Genomic DNA, 18,056 nt, shown 5'->3' on the forward strand with positions numbered 1-18,056 from the left:
GCGGTCCTGTTGATTAGCGGAATAATGACATTGGTCATTAAACAAATTCATTTTATTATTGTAGTTCTATTATGTATGATAGCAGGTTATTTGTATTCAGTTATATTTGAGGTGCCAGAGTTAGCTTGGTTTGCGATACTTTTCAATGGAGTTCTTTCTCTTTTGGCTGTCAGTTTGATTAAGTTGGGACTATATACTAAACAAAAAGCGGACAGAATGATCAATTGAACGAGCAATAAAAGACGAGCTTTAAGCTCGTCGGACTGAGGAAACCACTAGGTTTTCGTTTGTTTTCTAATAATTCTTTTTCTTTGACAAATGAAGATCTAATCCGTTTTCAAAACACGTTAACAGGTAATCTGCCTCATCTTTATTTTTTGACACTAACTCTTTATATTGTTGCAGTGCTCGATCTATTCGAAAATGATTCTCTTCGTTTACTGATTGGGTGGGTAAACCTGAAGAGAACAATCCCTCTTTTTCAAGTTCTTCAAGGATGTGAATGTAAATACTCTTTGATGTTCCTGTTTCAACATTACGGATATACGTCTTTGAGTGACCTAACTCAACAGCGTATTCCTTTTGAGAGTATCCTTTTTTCTGACGTACAAACTTTACACGCTTTCCGATTTCTTGTCGCAATTATTGTTTCCCTCCTTTTCCACCCTTACGATATATAACACATAGCTTACCTTAAGAGCACGATTCGAGAAACAATAGAAGATTTCCTTTTTTATTGTCTAACAGTAAAATTTGATAATTATCAATAGAGCAATGTGGAAGTACCTTATAATTAAATAAGTGTTTAAAAAGCACTCCATCAGTGGTGTTTATTAATTATTATTTTCTCAAATTAAACTTGAGGATACATACATTTACAAAATCTACAAATTCTAATCTTGAGGTGAATATAATGAAAAAAACGGTTATGTTTTTAGTCATGGTGTTAATTTCTGCTTATTTAAATAGTCCTAAAGCTAATGCAGAAGTAAGGAAAGTCAATAAAGAAGAAATGATTCTCTTCACTACATCCGAACAAATGCTTTTAAGTTTTATCGAACCCAAAGTAGAAGAAATAGTTCAAACAGAGTATGGTATGAGAAAGCCATGGAAATTTGTTAAGGTGAGCGAGGTCAAGCATGTTGCTAAGATTAAAGAACCTAAATCATGGTTTGAGTTGAAAGCAGTAATTGCAGTAGGAGAAAAATCACAAAAGAAATACGATAATCTGGCCTTAAAGTTTTCTAACCATTATAATAATGATAAAAATTTCATGAAAAATTTGAGAGACGTTTCCTTTGAATTATTAGATTATAAACACGATGTTAATGTTGGTCTTTCTGTACCGTGGAGCAAATATCCTGATAACTCAGAGATTAAATTTGCGGATGTTAATACATTTTATGAATCGCTTGATAAAAAGCAATATGCTGAATTTGAAAATGCTAAACTTAACATCCGTGAGAAAACGTATTATAAAGATATCAATAATGTAATGTCAAAAGCTGATAAATACGGAAAAACAAGATCAGATGGAGACGGCTATTCTCCAACTAGACAGGTCTATGTATTTATAACGGTTTCTGAAGATGGTACTAAAATGAAAACCGCCGTTTATGATGCTGAAATTGAAAAACTAATCTCAGCTAGTTCTAATTAAGAAATAAGCATAATGGTTATAAAAAGCACGCAAGCAGCGTGCTTTTTGATGTGATTTTAGAGACACTTCCAATGCACTGTTCTTCCCTTCATTACGTAATCAGTAAAGGCTTTGCTTAATAGAGATTACATAATGACCCTCGAAGGAGCTGAATGAATGAGAAAAATTTTGATTTTATTTGTACCTATATTCATTGTAATAACCATTAGTATATACACACTTGCAGAAGCTGTTCCAAAGCCTCTTGAAGGTTCTAGAGAAGAACTTTATCAAGATCTATTTATTACGCTGCTTTCACCATATATTGATCAACCAATCAAGGAATATTACTCAAAAATCATCAATATAACGCCTATTGTATATCCGTATGATGTAGGTATCATTAGTGCAAAAAGGGTGCTTGAAGGAAGGTCATTTCTTTTTATAGTAACTCTTGAAGTCACGCCAGTTGTAGGACCACATATTTCTGTTGGAAAGGATAGGCTTACGTTTAAAATCGGGTCGGGTGAAGGATTTGGACAACAAGCAAAACTAATTCAATTTAATCATTTAGAGACACATGAATTGCCACCTAATTGGCAACACATTCTTAGAAAAAGTAATATTTAATAACAATGCTGATTTTAATATCTGCAATCGCTCCTAATAAAGTGAAGGCATAAGCAGAATTTAGAGGTGATTAAAAAATGGCTAATGTAAAGTTATTTAGCGCTATTTATATTCCAGTGACACCGTTTGTAAATGGAGTATTAAAGCCTAAAAAGGCAAAGAAATATAAATTTGAATCATTGAAAAGTGAAAAAGTAGTAAATAATCTATATCAACTTATTTATAAAAGGGATGATAAACTACTTTACAATTATTATTTTGAGAATATAGAAGATGAGTTGGAAAGATACTTGTTTGTGGAAAATAATGAATTATATGATAACTTTATTTCACAGTTTTGGGGCGGCGGACAAAGGTACTGGAAAAGTGGAATGGACGTTTTTAGATTTAGATCGTCCTGAAGAGGTATTTGAACAGTTAACTCATGTATATAACAATAGTTTTTATGAGGAGGATGAGCCTATGCCATTAAGCCATATTTTCGGTCAACAAATGTGGCATAGCAACGCTTATCTTACTGCCGATCGAACAGCTTTATTGGAAACTGAAAGAGGCGGATGTTGCATTAAAGTATGAAGAAACACGATTAGGCTTAATGCCTTCTGATGGTGAAGGATATGATTTATTTATAGAATGCGTTGAAGATGATTTTAAATGGGAAGAGTTAGAAATGCCATATCATGATAGAGAATGTTATGTACCTGATGAAAAAGTAGAGCTTCAACCGCATAAGATTTTTAAAAATTATCTGATAAAGTAATGATCTTCCTTATTAAACAAACGTGCAGGATGGATGAATAAGTAAAAAAGGTTTTAAACTCCCCTAACTTTTGGTTAAATGGAATTTAAAACCTTTATTCTAATTATCAATGATTTGAAAGTAAGAAATAGCTCATCTTATATAACTTTTTCCCCTGAATGGATAACCAAACAATAAGTAATATTCCGCTTATACTTAGGAATACCATTGGGAACAAGAAATACCAATCAGGATTATAACTATGAATAATTGTATAATCACTAATTTCAAATTTTTCAGTTACAGTAAAGGCTTCATTTAAAATGTTCCGATGATTCTGTATTTGTGCATTAGTTTCTCCATACTTTGAAAAACTAATTGATTCAACAGTGTGGTATTTCTCGTTTATATCTTGAATGGAAGCCTCAATCCCAGCAATATCTTCATTAGAAAATTTGCTTATCTCTAGCTGTGCAATAAAATTATCCCTTGCTTCACTATATTGAAATTTAATTGAACCAGCTACTTCTAAGCTTATAAGACCCAAAACTGAAAAAAATAAAAAGAAGTAAAACAGTTTGATTTTCAAATTCATCCCTCTTCCTTTTGTTTTTCAATATTTGGTAATATTCTATGAAAACAGGAGTTCTTCCTGCTTATTAATTCTTCTTCAACAAATGGGTGCGATTGCCGAATATCAGACAAACAAAAACGACCAGCAGCGACTGGTCGTTTTATTTGTCTTTTTTAGAAAATGAATATTCTAATTGTGTGGGTTCGCTATCATCATTCTTTGGATCTTTCTGGGATTGGGAACGTTCTTTCACATAGTTTAAAAGAAACATTGGAAAAGACATCTTAACAAAGTCGTGTAAACTTTTTTTCTTCTTTCTTCCTTCGTCAAACGGGCATTTGATCCAACTTGATGGTGTAAGGTGCTCCTTTTTGACCTTGTCGTTTTCAAATAGAGTGGCGTAATAGTGAGTAATCCCATCTGTAACGTAGGGACTAATAGCATCTAATTCTTCAGGAATATGTCGTTGAACCATTTATTAAACTCTTCCCATGTACAACGATCTTTCCCATCTTCTATGTCTTCTTTATAAGGAGAATCCGTTAGAGCATCTGATGAAGTGTTTTCTGTTTTTACCATGTTACTAATTAAAAGATCTAGCTTTTTATTGACCTCTTCTTCTAGATGCCCCACCCCTTTCGAGAGGATTTGCAATCGTTCTTCAAGTTGATTCTGTCTTGCCTCAATATCGATGTTCTGTGGAGCTGATAGGGGACAGAAATCCTTATCATTTGAAAGTATTTCTAACTTCTCCAATATCAGCTGGATATCTTGATCATGTTTTTCCAATCGTTCCATCATGTTATTTTGTGGTGTTGTTGGTTGAGAACGTATTCTATGGGGTAAGATCGTATTCTCAACCTTCTCTTGTTCATTTTCTATATGAAGTGTCATGCCATTCTATATGAAGTGTCATGCCAGGTTTTCGTTCTTCAATAAACTCGTAAAGGTCATCTTCTTCGATGAGATAACCATTTTTACGGTTTTCTGTTCTGGTCCCTCGTAACTTACCTTCTCTTATCCAACGAGTCACCATCTATACAGAAGCGTTTGTTACATAATGCTTCTGCAAGAGATGTAATGCTTCAAAAACGTTGTATTGATGTCCCAATGTCTATTCCGTACCATCTATATTCATATAAATAGGAGCAAATTCGACAGGTGTATAGCTCCACAAATAAATAACAAGAGTAAACAGAAAAGCAATTGTAAGAAGTATCCAATGTAACCGATGAAGCATATTGATTCCCCCTAACAACTGGTTACGATTTTTTACTCTACTATATGAAAAAGAAACGAGAACTAGTCCAATGTTCTTACATAATTATCGTGTATAGGCAACAGAAGGAAATGAGTGTGTTCAAAGAGAATTACGAAATAGAAAAAACGATGAAAAGAGGAGATGCAATTTGAAAACAAAATTGTTTTGGTGCTTCTTAATTTTCTTAGTTACAGGTTTAATAAGCTTGCGTGTTGCTGATTCAATGAGTGATAAATACCAATTCGATAGGAATCATTTCCTCGAACGCCTTGAAGTGAGCCAACCTTCTGACGGAGACTTGGCTGAAATTAAAGGAATGGTAAGTGCGATAAACGAGAAATATCACACTTCAGAATCCATTTACTTCTTTAAAGAAAATGATTGAGTAACACAAAAAAGAAACCTCATCACTGAGTTTTTTTATGTAACGGAAATATTTAGTATTGGCCACTACACCATCGTCCATCACTATCATCCTGACTGGTTTTTCTTGTTGCCAATAGCATTTTTTGTAATGAGCAGTATTTCACTTATGCTGTGGGTGTTCGCTCAAAGGAAAGAAATAAACAGATTGAGCTTCTTTCTAGTTCATAAAAAGAACGTTGATCACCTTTGATCAACGTCATTTTCTCTGCTTTCATCTAAGAACCACCTCCTATTACTAGAAGATGTTCTCATGCTTCTTTTTATTCCGAAGCGATGAATTTTTTAACGCAGACGGTTACGATGTAGAGATTTATCATGCATTGAGACCTTCATCACTGGAAATTAGTTAAAAAAAACTGGTAATCTAAAAATATCTTAAGGTTGACGTAACACAAACCTATTTAAAATATTCATGTTTGACCTGAGGATTAAATTTCAATAAACACAATAAATGGTCTGTATTCCCTTCGAACGTAAAGAAATACGTTTTATTTTCTTCGTCAAATACCATAATGTACGGCTTTTCCTGATCAGAATATAGAATTGATACCTCATCAACAAGGTCTTGACTTTTTCTTCCAGAGAACGCTCTTTAGATTCTGCTTGAAAGCTAAAGAAATCCATGAAGATCATATTGCGGTACGACCAACTTTTTAACTTATCTTTACAACTATTCACAGTAATTTGATAAAGCCAGGTCTTATACGAAGACTTTTTTTGAAAACGATCAAGGTTTTTATAACATTTTTCAAAAACATCCTGAACGATATCTTCAGCCAGTTGTTCATTCTTGACATACATAAATGCGAGTCTGACTAATCGCTTTCCGTATTCATCCATGAGCCAGATTAAAAGCTCATCCCTACTGAGAGACCCATCATGGTTCGGTAACCGTTTTTCCATTTCCAATTATTCTCACCTACCTATTCTTATAATAGACGACAGAATGTGGAAAAAGGGTCAATTTTTTTCGAAAGAATATCTCAAAATGAAATCATGAAAAAAAAGAGACGAGGATCTATACTAACGGGTTCTCTTTTGAGGGAGAAAACGAGAAAAAACAAGCCAAATCGCATAGTAATTAGCACTATAAATCGCAGCGTTATTTGTTGCGATTTTTTCTTAGTATATAAGGGTTTGGTGAAAAAACACCACTTTTATTAGCTTAATTACCCAATTCACACACGTTTTAGCCAGATGACAATAACTGTCGTCACGCTGTGAATTGGTATGCGAATTCACTTGTCAATTGACCTACCATTTTTAGCGAAAAAGGATTAAAAGAGAGTTAAATCGAATATGAAAATAGGTTTGAAAAGTGCTGACCTTATTACACAAAACGTGCAGTTTAGTTAAATTATTTACACAATTGGAGGGATGAATTTGACAAAGCCGAGTATTCCAAATGTCCTGAATGGATTAAAAAATAGGCTGGGCGATAGAAACTCGCTAACCATACAATCAAGTGGCGGGCATCTTTTCGATATGAGTTTTACATTTAATCCACCTATTGATGAAGATGTTTTGAGCACGTATGAAAGCTTACCTGAAGACTATAAAAATTATCTTCGGCTGCACAATGGAACGAAATTCTTTTCTTGGGAATACGGCACCTTATTTGGTATACATTCATTAGAAGAATCGTTAGGAATATTAGAAAAGGTAAAAACGGGTGAATATGTACCAATGAAGTATAAAGACGATTGGTTCCCAATTGGTTACTTTCAGGATATAGGCGGACTTTACATCGATCTTTCAACAGATAAGAATCATTTAATTCTACTGGGTATTCCTGTATACGATTTACTTTGCGATTTTCCCACTTGGCTGGATCGGATGATAAGAGTGAATGGAGAAATATATTGGGAATGGACAAGTAAAGAGTTGTAACCAGAGTTTTAATCGCTTGTGATAAAATGTACTTAAACTAACGAGTGCTTTAATTGAATAAGGGCATAAGAAAACGACCAGACAAAAACCTGGTCGTTTTAACGTTATTACATATCCAATTATAGTGCTATTTCACCAGCTAAAAGGCTTGTGAATTACGTTTTACTCCTCCAAAAGAGAACCCGTTAGCATAAGGCTGGTCTTTTTAAAGTCCTAACATTCTTTTATTGCGATATTGAGGATCTCCGATGTGATAGATGGACACGTTATCTTTTTGCAATTCAAGAAGCAGCTCCATTCCTTTTTCTCGCTTTAAAAAAGTCTCTGTTTTTTGTTCATCTTTCAAGGTATACGTAAGTTCGACCCGTTCATAGCCACCGTTTCGATTCCATTCTACAACGGCCTCACCAGTTGAAACAATTGCCTTCCAGCGTTCTTCCCGCCTTTTAAGGATGTCGTTATAATAATCGCGGTTGAATCAATAAGCTACTGCATCTTGAGGCACGCCGAACTCTCGAACCTTAATACCTGCTTTTCTCATTTTGGCATAGAGTTCAGCGGAAAGGTCGAAAAAACAATTGCAGAAAAAATGTCTTTTATTTTTTTTATTTCTGTACTGATAACTGAGTTTTTTAAAAGAACCATTGTGGTGCCAATGCAGTTCCACGTTGCTGTTCTCTTTTAAACTTTCGATCATCCTCTCCCGTTTTTTTCGCTTCTCTTCCAGATATTCTTCGTCGATGATGGTAAGCGACTTCCAAAGGATGTTCTGTGGCGTTCGAATGGAATGAAACTGGACATAAACAAAACAATCGTTGATTGGGTTTCGATCCGTCGTGTAACCGACCACACCTGGTGTAAGCAATGAATGATACCTTGTTAGGTCATCCTTTAATTGAACTTTGATATTCATGCATAACACTCCCTATGATGTTCGTTATGATGAGTACGCTACTGGGATGAAAATGCATCTATTGTTTTTTTAAGTATAGGCTTTACCTTCTCGAGCTCAAAGAAGTACGCATTTATTGAGCGGAATCTTAAAATGTGGTAGCTGTGGCTCTGACATGAGTTATGATCGTGCAGGGTCAAAGAACAATAAATATGGTGTGTATCGTTGCTCTGCATTGTTAAAAACCAACCAGAATGTGATCTGAACCCAGAAAGTTAGACATTAGGATTTTAGGCTACCTTAGAGGTATGCGCTCGGAATTTAATCGGGCTCATGCCTTTTAATTTGCCTTAATCCGTTTGTGATTATAGTAGTGGATGTAATCCTCCAGTTCACGCTTAAAATGTTCCATGCTCTCAAACTCGTTTAAATAAAGCAATTCTGATTTCACTACACCAAAAAAGCTTTCCATGGCTGCGTTATCGAGGCAGTTCCCCTTGCGGTACATGCTTTGGGTGATTCCGTTCTTTTTAAGTGCGTGTTGATATTGCTTCATCTGATAATGCCACCCCTGGTCAGAATGGAGTATTAGGGAGTCCTTCGTTCAAGCGTTCGAAGACTTGATCCAGCATTTTAGAAACCAGAGGATAAACAGGACGACGTTCCATGTTATAGGCAATGACTTCACCATTGTATAAATCAATGACAGGAGAAAAATATAACTTTTCTCCATGCAAGTGGATTTCCGTCAGATCCGTTGCCAACTTCTCATGGGGCTTGGAGGCATAGAAATCGCTTTGGATTTTATCCGAAGCAATACTGCCTGCCTGTCCGCGGTAAGACTTGTACTTCTTCAACCGGACGAGGCTTTTCAATCCAAGCTTCCCCATGAGGCCGCGGACCGTCTTGTGATTGATACGGATGCCTCTGTTGCGCAGTACAAGAGTGATGCGGCGATACCCATAACGCCCTTTATGCTCGTGGTAGATTTCCGCAATGAGCTTTTTGATTTCCTTGTATTTATCTGGTCGGTTCATTTGTTTAACCCAGTAGTAATACGTGCTGCGCGGCATTTCAGCTGCTCTTATTAAATCCCTCACTATATGCTTTTGCCTTAACTCGTAAATTATTTGCGCTTTGTCTTGTTCGGTGATTTTTCTCTTTCTTGAATTAAGGCATGTAACTTTTTTAAGTAGGCATTCTCCGCACGCAGTCGTTCATTCTCAGCCTGTAATGCCTGTTCAGACACTTCAGATGGTGCTGGCTTCTTTGGTTCCTGAGGTTTCTTTTTCATAGATGGACGCGCCCCTTTTTCTTTGGTTTCAAAGCGTCCAGGCCATCCTCCTCCATCTTCCTTTTCCATGAGAGGATAGTCCGATGAGAAGGAATCTTAAATACAGCTGCCGTTTGCATAAGGGACGCTCCAGTGTCGTTCATGTAATTGAGTACGTCCATTTTAAATTGAATATCATATTTTGTATAGGAGGAGAGGAGTCCTTGTTCTGCGTTTTCCCTATAGTGGTTTACCCAGTTTTTCAGAGAGGTGGAACTAATATTTAACTGTTTTGCGATTTCTTGGAACGATGCCTTCCCCTCCAAATAAGCAAGAACACCCTGTAATTTTGCCTCGAAAGAAGTCATAAAATAACTGCACCTCCAATTGTTAATAGTGTCTAACAATTGGGGTGCAGTTCAAATGCTGGTTGGTTTTTTAGTTAGGTTATTTCATCGAATTGGCAATATCGATTAGTGGAGATACGGTTAATTGGTTTGCATTTTCTTTATCCATACTCAACATATACTGCCACCCTCGATGTTCAAATATCAAAATATAAAAACCACTGATGATCTTCGAATTAAGAATTTGGGCAGTTTTTCCATTCTCAAGAACAATCGTCTTGTCGATCGTTTCTTTTGGAACAGATAATTTGTACTTCAACGGCCTAATGTCCATTTTATAATGATTCTGTGGAAAATCTTTATTGACGTATTCAACGTCTAGACTATCATTTAGTTCACCCTCAAGATTATTAAATCGTCCGAAGCTGTGACTAAATGCTAAGGAAGGTATCTGTAAAGGGAGCTGAACATCACGTTGATAATGTGCTTTGCTCTCCGCTAAAGCTTGTTGCACTTCTTTATAACCCAACTTTCTAATTTCGTGCTGAAAGTCTTCGTTTGAATAGGCAGCTACTCGACTTGTTGAAACGTACAGCATTATAAAGAAAAAACAAGCAGAAATCTGAATAAACTTCATTTGTTTAAGACTCCCTTTTTACAACTAGATATTTATATGATGTTGAATTAGATATGATGTTAAACTGGAAATAATTTCATCACACCTATCTAATTGTTCCATTATTTGTTAAAATCGAAATAAACAAGATGATTCCTTTTACCAATAATCTATACGAGGTGAAAAATGTTGAAACGAATGCCATTTGAACGACCAACGGATCATTATGATGAAGGCGTTCTTCCAATTGATGAACAGATTTGTGCCTTAATCAGACAACGCAAGGACGTTTCCAACAATCATCCAGGTTTTCCACCGCAAAAGAAACTATCCAATTGGGCAAAAACGTATGGACTGTATGAGGATTTATTACATTCGTTGTTCGGCACATTAAGAAATGACGAAGTTTTTAGACCACGCATTGAACCAAATGGTTTTAAAAAGCATATCCCTGTCTTGAAATCCGTTGAAAAGGGTGAATGTATATATACAGTTACGTTTATTCGGCAGTACAAGAACGCAAGCACGATTCATCTTAACATGGATTGGGATTCTACGAAGGATTCATCACATGACCGCCATCAACATCCTTTTTTTGAATTGTTTATAGGAGATCAATATGATTGTCGTTGGGAAGCTGGAAGTGGTTCCACAGGACAATTTGTGTTCATTTTTACTGTATCGCCTGCATTACCTGACGATGTTTCAGGGCTTCAATTGGTTTTTACAGAATACAGCAAACCATTTGGTGACAAACCCACAGGTGGGGAAATCTCAATGCATCTTTAAAGGAAAAGAAGAAGGACTTCCTATATAACACAGGAAGTCCTTCTAAAGTCTCCAATTCCCGGTATACTTTGAATAAAACCATATTCATCTAGTTCTTGTGCCTGAGCATCTATCTCATCTTTTAATGTAGATAGATGATCTTGGTATTCTAGTAATAGTTTCACATACATGTGTAAACTCATAATATGGTTTTGATAGAGTGTTTGTTGAAAATGGATCTTGTGAAACTGCCTTAACTAATTCATGAGCCTTCTTTACAGCCCATGCATAAGACCTTGTTTGACAGTTCTCTTTAATCTTCTGAGCCAATACCTCTCTATCTACAAACAACACCTTTTCAGGAGTAGGAAATTCTACGAGAAGTTTCAACGAAACTCTAGAGTATATGTGTCCAAACACTTTTTTATATTCCGGAAATAGCTGATCAAGTACGATTTGAAATTTCAACTTTACTTCTACATAGGACTCGGTTAAAGCATCGTGCTGCCTCGTTAAATGACGCAAATTCAGTATCCTGATGCTTTTTCTCTGATAAGGAATTAGGTCTTCCTTATAATATAATTCACACAGGTTTGCGGCATCCATGGCATCTGTTTTAACTTTCCTCATCCCTGTATTTTTAGATCCGTGAGACACGATTGGATTTACTAGAAAATAAATGATATCTTTTCTTTCTAAAAATTGAACCACCGGTTCATGGTAATATCCTGTAGACTCTAAAACCACTGTTGGGGAATGGTTACATTCCTTCTCCACTTCCCTATAGAACTCATAAAAGTTTTTAAGTCCTTCCACTGTATGTTTGAACTTGAAGTATGGAGAAGAAAGTGAGTCTGCAGCACAATCGCAAATAAGAAACCAAGTTTCCTTAGACGATAATCAAAGTATAAAGAAAAATCATTAAGGAAAAGAGAGAAACGAGCTGCCATAGAAGCATGAATAACAGTATTCTTTTCAAAGCCGACTGTTTAATTCGTTCGTTTTCTTCTACAGTGGAATAAGGGTTATTATCATTAAAATTTTTTCGTATTTCTTCTTTATCTATTAAATGCAGATAAAGTTCTTTTAAATGGTCTAATTGCCTTTCTGAAGTTAACTGTTCCTCCCTCCACTGGTCTTCTATCTTCAATAGTTTAAGTTCATACAACGCTGTATAATGCCGATTTTCTATGAACCTCAATTGTTCAATAAGTCTTTTTTCAAAATCCTCTTTTATTTTTGTAACGACTGAACTTATCTTATTTAATCGTAGATCCTCTTTTTGTTTCCATTTGTCTATCTTTGGTTTATAACGACGTTCATTTAATAACTCTCTCTCCATTGCTTAAGCTTTTAAGATTATTTGCTGTTTTATATTTTCTCTATGTTTATTTATTTTAGTAATAAGAGCTACCGTATCAAAAGGGATTTCCTTTTTTAGGCGCTCCAATTCATCTAATAAACCTCTTTGAAAATCAATATGTATACTCTCTGAAAAACTTGATACTGAATGAGTAAAATCAAATCCCATCTCTCCCTTAAATATCTTTGATTTCTCTTGATTAGGGGAAAAATTAATTTTGGGATCTTCATAGTCCATTTCTATTAAAGGTGTAGCTATTAAGGATTTGACAAGATCATGAGTGGGTATTCGAGTGATGTTATAAACCGTTCCATTACTATCTTTTCTTATTAAATAGAATTTGCCATCTTTATTAATGGCAATGACATAATGGTATTGCTCCATCAGGAAGTCGAAGGCTTTAGGGGTTTGGCCGATTACTTGAATAACTTCTTGTTTGTTGTAAGGTAAGTCAATTTTTCCTATTAAATAGCTGCCATCTTCTTGCTTGATTAATTCATTCGTATAGGTCCCTGAAATATTTTTTTAAAAATGAATCCAAAACAATTATCCAAGCCGTAGGTATTCCAGAAGCAGCATAGATGGTATTTCTTTTTTTATGGTATCTATGCGATTACTACTTGAAGCTTGTACCTCAACAACTAACTGATTGATACCGGATTTAGCAAATACATCAGCTCTTACAGATAAACCATATCGATGAAAAGGGGTTTCAAGTTTTGCTTCATAGCCTGCTAATTTTAAATACTTATAGATTTCCATTTTAACTAAAAGGTGTTCAATACTCTCTGGAATCTTGTAATCTGGACTATCTCGATGGTAAAAATGCTCATGTATACTTGTATAATGCCTAAAATAAACTTGTTTGTTGCAAGAGAGGCAATAATAGCTGTATTTTCTTTCAATTTGCTTAATCAAAACATCGATAAATTTAATAACTATATACGTTTCATCATCTTTTTGAATCATGTCGCCATATTCTAAACCCGTTTCATCTTTTACATTTTTTACATAAGCGTAAAGCAAACTCGCCCCTCCCCTATGCTTTAAAGATAATACATTTTACACCACCTTTTAAATTATTCCATTTAATTATGTCACTAATTTAATAAAACAATTGTTGCATTAAGGGGTGGTTATCTGTGACTATGTACACTGTCGATGGAGCATTTGAGAAATTAAAAGAATATAAAATTACAACACATAAAGAAAGCGTACGTCGCTGGTTGAGGCAAGGAATCATTCAAGGCATCGCTCCTTCTTATCGAAAAGAAGGTTGGTTAATTCCAAAAGAAAACTTGGATGATTTTATAAAAAAACGACTTCCAAACATTCATACAATAGGGGGGTAAGAGAATCAAAGGAGTCTTATACAACAGATGTTGCAAAAGAGATTGAAGAAAAGGCACGTGCTTTTATGTGGATTGAGATAGTAAACAAAAATATATGGGAAGGCTATGTTGAAATAAAGAGATCACGCATACGTGATTGTATCCTCCATCGCCGTTATCCAAAAGAACTGGAACATGTCGTTTGGAAAAGATGTGTCGCAAATAGCCGTGCCTACAAGAAACCTCGCGTTTCTTATTTACTCGAAGCGTTTTGATTCGAGCAGCAACGCCTCTTGCTGGATCGAAATTTTGAAGACATTGAAGAGCAGATTATCTTTGCAATCATTGAGTATGTTCGACAATCACGTATTAAAGATAACAACAGATAAGCCTGATATTGGTGCATTAATAGTACACAGGTTTCGCTCAAACTTCTGTTTTTGGTGCAAATTTTATGTTAAAAGTAAAGTATTTGGTGCATTTTCTAACTATGAGTGGTGCAAATGTTGCTATAATAACTTGAGTGGTGCATTTAACGAAAATCTTTCTCCTCTTTAACAACTAATACAGAGAGGGTGTCTTATATGAAATATGAGGATATGCCTGATCGATTGATACTAAACTATAAATATCTAAAAATTGTAATCTTTGAAGAAACCAAACACTTATTTGAGGATCGTCCGTACGTTTTGGAACAATGGTACAAAGATGCGTACCTTATGACAGACGAAGAGATTAAGAACCAAGTCCCCTGTGAGATGATGTGCTCCAGTTTCCGTGCACTATTTTTCTTGTTTACTCAGACTCTATATTTTGGCAAGCATATTACAAAACACATGGTACGGGATGCTGTCGAACGTTACAAAGATACGATAAAAATATTATTGACCGGAAATTTTCAGCAAGAATTTCCGAATATTGAGATTAAACGCAGCATAAATGAAGAAAAAATAGAGGAAGCCTTAGACCGGGATTACATCTATTCCAGCATGGATATGGACTTTCACTTGATGCGTGATATTGTAACAAAGAAAAAAGAATATAAACCAGGTGACGCAGGATACCTTGCAACGGAGATCATCGATAACAAAGGAAAAGTTAGAGGAATGGCCGAGCTGCGACCAAACAATGCAAGCGTTCCTCAATTAGCAGCTGATCAGCAAGAAATGTGGCTCGAACTCATCGAATCTACGCTTAGTTCTCTAGATGAGATGACAGCCGACCTCTTTGATCTGATTACATACCTTTGGATGGTTTCCCAGAAAGACAATGAAGGATACATAGAGTTTCATAGTAATGATGCCTTACGTCTTAGAAACTTAAAAAAACGTACCTCTAATGGTCGCGAACTCGACTTTCGCGAGGAAGACCGTTTCAATATTATGAAGCGAGTTGCTGCTCTTTCTTCTATTTGGGTATCTCTTGGTGATCAGAAAATTAAAGTCATTAATGCTGAAGAAATGGAAGATAATGAACTTTATAAGTTCAAAGACTTTCAACGTATGTTCGAGATCGGCAAGATACGAGTGGCGTATGACAAGAAAACGGGCGAAGCCAAAGGTATTTATGCGGTACAGGTAAAGCCAACTTCAATCCTGACACCGTATTTAGAGGGACCGAATCGTTCAATCGGAATTCTTGATTTAAAGATTTTTCAATACAGTCACTATACCCAAAGAGAGCAAAAAAGATTAGCTCGGTATTTGAACCTGCAGTGGAAGATTCGAACGATGCGACGTTCTCTCCAGCAGCCCTTTAAAGTTTCTACCATTTTAAAGGTTATGGACATCTCTTCTCGTTACAACGGCGTTCAAATTAGAGATAAGTTTGAGAATGTACTCGATGAACTCCAAAAAGACGATGTGATTAAAAGTTGGCATTATACAGAAGAAATTGATGAAGAAATCATTGGAAAAAAAGGATGGGTTACTAACTATTGGTCTAAGATTAACGTGATCATTCTTCCAAATGATTCAGTCGTCAAAGAGAATCAAAAGAATCTCCTTTCCTCTTCAAATGCTGGTTACGATGAAAGAATCATTGCACGCATACAGAAGATGAGTGAGGAACAAACATTGAACTTACCATACGGGACCCCATGGGAAGGTGCCCAAAAAGAGACAGCCTCTACAGTTGAAAGCTTTAAAATCTCTAAGAATGATTCTAATGAACAAGCTACTCCGTTCACCAAGACTCAAGATATTACATTAACACCTGAAGCAATGAAGAACATGATTGATTCATTAAAGGTCAGTATTCGTCAGACGGCAAGTGAAATTGGAATCGCACACACCACCCTCTCGCGCTATATACGAGGGGAAAACAAGCGTCAGAATAAAAATAACGATGAAAAGATGCTGAATTGGTTAAAAGAAAAAAGTATTAACCAAGTATAGAATTATCCTTCACCACTATTATTTCATATATGTTAACAATGACATATATGTTGTTATCATTGTTAGTGTTAAAGAGTTTTTACCATTTAATCGTAGAAGTACGATACATCATGAACTTTACAAAACATTGACAATATAAAAGGGATAGATGGAAAAATAGGATTCAACAAATACTGCTACTATTTATAGTTTAAATATACAGCAATTGAAAAATATACATACATTTGCTGAAAGCAATGTACTGCATACCAAAACCAAGGGTTTGTAAACCCTTGGTTTTGGTATGCACTTTACATGTATTTCACGTATATACTGTATAGTTAGTTCAACCATCTTACATTATGGACATAACATATTAAGGAAGAAATCCAAAAATGGGTAGGTGAAAGAAATGGAACGTAAAGTGACGAAGGTAGGAAATAGCTTAGGGATCAACATGACAGAAGCTTTAAGGAAGATTGGAGCTATACAAGGTGATTTGTTAGCTGTAGAAGTAGAAGGCAATGTGATAAAGATTACGTAGAGATAGCAGAAGGAAGGTTTCTCTATCCGAAGGGTTAAGCCTTGATTTCTTTGATGTGCTTAAAAGTACCTTGAACGAGTACGATGAAACAATTAAAGAATTAAAGGATAGAGAATGAATGTCGCTCGTCATCAACTGAAACCAGCGTTTGTTTCTATGGTTCAGTTTCTAAGATACATATCGTTTAACTGCTCCTCAAAAATCAGATGAAGACTTAACGGTTGATGTTGTTAACTGTATATATTCTTTTGAAGAGATCACAGCCTGGATTAAAACCAATAGCCAGCCCAAAGGCTGATGCCCAATAAAGAGCCTTCATTATGAAAATGAAGCTCTTTATTGGGTTTATACACTATTTTTTTTACTAATTTGTACAATAGGTTCGTATTCACCTATCACTTCAAAGGTTTCTTCAGAGCTCATAAATATAAAATGTTGAATGTTAGATATTTCATTGGAACCGGGACCCGGTAATTGATCAAACCACTGGATGAAATCAGAATTAATCATTTTATAGAAATACCATGGTTTGTCCTTAATAGTATCGAAATACTCTATTCGCGCTTCAAGAGCAATCTTAGCTAAGTCACCTCTTTTTAAGTCATCTGTAAATCCAAATGCCAAAACAAATTTACTATTGATATTTTGGTTATAAATGATTTTAATTTCTGTGTTAGATTCATCTTCAAATATTAGCTGCAATCCATCTGCAAACCTAACTTCAACATAGTGTAATGGCCCTTCTAGTCCATCTTTAGGTTTCCAAACAACCAATTTTCTAGTAGTCATTCTATCCACTCCTTATACTCACAAAAACAGAGCTGATACAGAAGGATTCTACCTATTTAGTGGAAATTCAGCAACTTCTTTAAGACCATCGAAAATAATGACCGTACTATCCGTAGCATATTCTCTTACTTTTTTTAAGTCAGCATTCTTTTTAATCTTGTATTCTACACTAAATAACACCTTTTTTTGCGTCCTTAGATCACCTTGAGAAGATCCGCCAACTGGATTCAACTTAAACGTTGAAGATCTCGGGAATCTGCTCATTACTGAAGAAAGTTTTTTTCCCGGAATAACTGCAATCTCCATTGAAGGCTGAGGATAGTAATGTCCACGAAATTCTGGATGTTTTAAACCTTTGGATGGAGTGTTATTAGTGATAAGAAAATCATACCTCAATACGTTTGGAATACTTAAAATATTGATTTCAGACTTTGAAAGTTCAAAATCACTTTCTGCAGCAACCTTTTGAACGCCTAAAGGAGATACAAGACAAAGAATAAGCATAATACATAGTGTCTTTTTCATAAAATCCTCCAAAAAACTTTAATTAAGGATAGTTTTCTCTTTCGTCATTTGTTCTATCCGATAGGTATCAAGGC

At 35.4% G+C, this 18,056-nt stretch carries 25 protein-coding genes and 1 pseudogene; 11 read left to right on the forward strand and 15 right to left on the reverse strand.

Translation table 11 applies throughout. The annotated features are described in order from the left end of the window. Window positions 1-294 precede the first annotated feature (294 nt). Window positions 295-642, reverse strand: a complete 348-nt coding sequence (locus HU823_RS19505; protein WP_197223115.1) for a helix-turn-helix domain-containing protein — start codon at window positions 640-642, stop codon at window positions 295-297. A 271-nt stretch (window positions 643-913) separates the two neighbouring features. Between HU823_RS19505 and HU823_RS19510 the strand changes: the two genes are divergently transcribed. The 4 genes from HU823_RS19510 to HU823_RS19525 all read left to right on the forward strand — a co-directional run bounded on the left by HU823_RS19510 (window position 914) and on the right by HU823_RS19525 (window position 3,029). After that, window positions 914-1,660, forward strand: coding sequence for a hypothetical protein (locus HU823_RS19510; RefSeq protein WP_197223116.1), 747 nt, complete (start codon window positions 914-916; stop codon window positions 1,658-1,660). Between the two features lie 156 nt (window positions 1,661-1,816). Beyond that, window positions 1,817-2,269 carry a DUF3888 domain-containing protein gene (locus HU823_RS19515; RefSeq protein WP_197223117.1) on the forward strand — a complete coding sequence of 151 codons (453 nt, stop codon included), beginning with the start codon at window positions 1,817-1,819 and terminating at the stop codon, window positions 2,267-2,269. 77 nt (window positions 2,270-2,346) lie between these two features. After that, window positions 2,347-2,670 carry a hypothetical protein gene (locus HU823_RS19520; RefSeq protein WP_197223118.1) on the forward strand — a complete coding sequence of 108 codons (324 nt, stop codon included), beginning with the start codon at window positions 2,347-2,349 and terminating at the stop codon, window positions 2,668-2,670. Window positions 2,671-2,864: 194 nt separating this feature from the next. Continuing rightward, on the forward strand, window positions 2,865-3,029 hold the full coding sequence (locus HU823_RS19525) for a hypothetical protein (protein ID WP_197223119.1): 165 nt from the start codon (window positions 2,865-2,867) through the stop codon (window positions 3,027-3,029). A gap of 106 nt (window positions 3,030-3,135) precedes the next feature. Here HU823_RS19525 and HU823_RS19530 read toward each other — a convergent pair whose 3' ends face one another. The 4 genes from HU823_RS19530 to HU823_RS22180 all read right to left on the reverse strand — a co-directional run bounded on the left by HU823_RS19530 (window position 3,136) and on the right by HU823_RS22180 (window position 4,822). Beyond that, on the reverse strand, window positions 3,136-3,597 hold the full coding sequence (locus HU823_RS19530; protein WP_197223120.1) for a hypothetical protein: 462 nt from the start codon (window positions 3,595-3,597) through the stop codon (window positions 3,136-3,138). 145 nt (window positions 3,598-3,742) lie between these two features. After that, entirely contained in the window at window positions 3,743-4,057 is a 315-nt protein-coding gene (locus HU823_RS19535) for a hypothetical protein (RefSeq protein WP_197223121.1), read from the reverse strand. Continuing rightward, the gene (locus tag HU823_RS19540; RefSeq protein ID WP_197223122.1) at window positions 4,027-4,476 is read right to left on the reverse strand and encodes a hypothetical protein; all 450 of its coding nucleotides are present in this window, start codon (window positions 4,474-4,476) and stop codon (window positions 4,027-4,029) included. The genes HU823_RS19535 and HU823_RS19540 overlap by 31 nt, the downstream gene beginning before the upstream one ends. A gap of 220 nt (window positions 4,477-4,696) precedes the next feature. Continuing rightward, complete coding sequence (locus tag HU823_RS22180; protein ID WP_255548990.1) at window positions 4,697-4,822, reverse strand: hypothetical protein; 126 nt, start codon at window positions 4,820-4,822, stop codon at window positions 4,697-4,699. Window positions 4,823-4,991: 169 nt separating this feature from the next. On the opposite strand from HU823_RS22180, the gene HU823_RS19545 reads away from it, so the two are divergent. Next, a complete protein-coding gene (locus tag HU823_RS19545) occupies window positions 4,992-5,228 on the forward strand; it encodes a hypothetical protein (protein WP_197223123.1) in 237 nt (78 codons plus the stop codon). Between the two features lie 476 nt (window positions 5,229-5,704). Here the strand turns inward: HU823_RS19545 and HU823_RS19550 are convergent, their stop codons facing one another. Further along, on the reverse strand, window positions 5,705-6,172 hold the full coding sequence (locus HU823_RS19550) for a sigma-70 family RNA polymerase sigma factor (RefSeq protein WP_197223124.1): 468 nt from the start codon (window positions 6,170-6,172) through the stop codon (window positions 5,705-5,707). Window positions 6,173-6,652: 480 nt separating this feature from the next. Between HU823_RS19550 and HU823_RS19555 the strand changes: the two genes are divergently transcribed. Further along, window positions 6,653-7,159 carry an SMI1/KNR4 family protein gene (locus tag HU823_RS19555; protein ID WP_197223125.1) on the forward strand — a complete coding sequence of 169 codons (507 nt, stop codon included), beginning with the start codon at window positions 6,653-6,655 and terminating at the stop codon, window positions 7,157-7,159. A 478-nt stretch (window positions 7,160-7,637) separates the two neighbouring features. On the opposite strand, the gene HU823_RS19560 is transcribed toward HU823_RS19555, so the two are convergent. Next, the gene (locus tag HU823_RS19560; protein WP_197223126.1) at window positions 7,638-8,072 is read right to left on the reverse strand and encodes a hypothetical protein; all 435 of its coding nucleotides are present in this window, start codon (window positions 8,070-8,072) and stop codon (window positions 7,638-7,640) included. A 115-nt stretch (window positions 8,073-8,187) separates the two neighbouring features. Here HU823_RS19560 and HU823_RS19565 point away from each other — a divergent pair, with 115 nt between their 5' ends. Then, window positions 8,188-8,316 carry a recombinase zinc beta ribbon domain-containing protein gene (locus HU823_RS19565; protein WP_197223127.1) on the forward strand — a complete coding sequence of 43 codons (129 nt, stop codon included), beginning with the start codon at window positions 8,188-8,190 and terminating at the stop codon, window positions 8,314-8,316. 25 nt (window positions 8,317-8,341) lie between these two features. On the opposite strand, the pseudogene HU823_RS19570 reads toward HU823_RS19565, so the two are convergent. Both HU823_RS19570 and HU823_RS19575 read right to left on the reverse strand, forming a co-directional pair. Continuing rightward, a pseudogene (locus HU823_RS19570) lies at window positions 8,342-9,692 on the reverse strand (IS3 family transposase). 79 nt (window positions 9,693-9,771) lie between these two features. Beyond that, window positions 9,772-10,308 carry a hypothetical protein gene (locus HU823_RS19575; protein WP_197223128.1) on the reverse strand — a complete coding sequence of 179 codons (537 nt, stop codon included), beginning with the start codon at window positions 10,306-10,308 and terminating at the stop codon, window positions 9,772-9,774. Between the two features lie 165 nt (window positions 10,309-10,473). Here HU823_RS19575 and HU823_RS19580 point away from each other — a divergent pair, with 165 nt between their 5' ends. Then, window positions 10,474-11,076, forward strand: a complete 603-nt coding sequence (locus HU823_RS19580; RefSeq protein WP_197223129.1) for a hypothetical protein — start codon at window positions 10,474-10,476, stop codon at window positions 11,074-11,076. Between the two features lie 114 nt (window positions 11,077-11,190). Here the strand turns inward: HU823_RS19580 and HU823_RS19585 are convergent, their stop codons facing one another. The 4 genes from HU823_RS19585 to HU823_RS19600 form a co-directional block, all read right to left on the reverse strand. Continuing rightward, the gene (locus tag HU823_RS19585) at window positions 11,191-11,928 is read right to left on the reverse strand and encodes an IS110 family transposase (RefSeq protein ID WP_197223142.1); all 738 of its coding nucleotides are present in this window, start codon (window positions 11,926-11,928) and stop codon (window positions 11,191-11,193) included. Between the two features lie 16 nt (window positions 11,929-11,944). Continuing rightward, window positions 11,945-12,397: a hypothetical protein gene (locus tag HU823_RS19590; protein ID WP_197223130.1), complete on the reverse strand. Its 453-nt coding sequence runs from the start codon at window positions 12,395-12,397 to the stop codon at window positions 11,945-11,947. Between the two features lie 3 nt (window positions 12,398-12,400). Then, a complete protein-coding gene (locus HU823_RS19595) occupies window positions 12,401-12,802 on the reverse strand; it encodes a hypothetical protein (RefSeq protein ID WP_197223131.1) in 402 nt (133 codons plus the stop codon). Window positions 12,803-12,964: 162 nt separating this feature from the next. After that, window positions 12,965-13,444: a competence protein CoiA family protein gene (locus tag HU823_RS19600; RefSeq protein WP_197223132.1), complete on the reverse strand. Its 480-nt coding sequence runs from the start codon at window positions 13,442-13,444 to the stop codon at window positions 12,965-12,967. 116 nt (window positions 13,445-13,560) lie between these two features. Between HU823_RS19600 and HU823_RS19605 the strand changes: the two genes are divergently transcribed. The 3 genes from HU823_RS19605 (at window position 13,561) to HU823_RS22185 (ending at window position 16,668) form a co-directional block, all read left to right on the forward strand. Then, entirely contained in the window at window positions 13,561-13,770 is a 210-nt protein-coding gene (locus HU823_RS19605) for a helix-turn-helix domain-containing protein (RefSeq protein WP_197223133.1), read from the forward strand. Between the two features lie 563 nt (window positions 13,771-14,333). Continuing rightward, window positions 14,334-16,145: a hypothetical protein gene (locus HU823_RS19610; protein WP_197223134.1), complete on the forward strand. Its 1,812-nt coding sequence runs from the start codon at window positions 14,334-14,336 to the stop codon at window positions 16,143-16,145. Window positions 16,146-16,536: 391 nt separating this feature from the next. Then, a complete protein-coding gene (locus tag HU823_RS22185; RefSeq protein WP_255548991.1) occupies window positions 16,537-16,668 on the forward strand; it encodes an AbrB/MazE/SpoVT family DNA-binding domain-containing protein in 132 nt (43 codons plus the stop codon). Between the two features lie 345 nt (window positions 16,669-17,013). Here the strand turns inward: HU823_RS22185 and HU823_RS19620 are convergent, their stop codons facing one another. Together HU823_RS19620 and HU823_RS19625 are read right to left on the reverse strand one after the other, a co-directional pair. Beyond that, the gene (locus HU823_RS19620) at window positions 17,014-17,457 is read right to left on the reverse strand and encodes a hypothetical protein (protein ID WP_197223135.1); all 444 of its coding nucleotides are present in this window, start codon (window positions 17,455-17,457) and stop codon (window positions 17,014-17,016) included. Between the two features lie 48 nt (window positions 17,458-17,505). Further along, window positions 17,506-17,982: a hypothetical protein gene (locus HU823_RS19625; RefSeq protein WP_197223136.1), complete on the reverse strand. Its 477-nt coding sequence runs from the start codon at window positions 17,980-17,982 to the stop codon at window positions 17,506-17,508. Between the last annotated feature and the right edge of the window lie 74 nt (window positions 17,983-18,056).

The organism is Fictibacillus sp. 18YEL24, assembly GCF_015903855.1.
GTDB lineage: Bacteria > Bacillota > Bacilli > Bacillales > Fictibacillaceae > Fictibacillus > Fictibacillus phosphorivorans_C.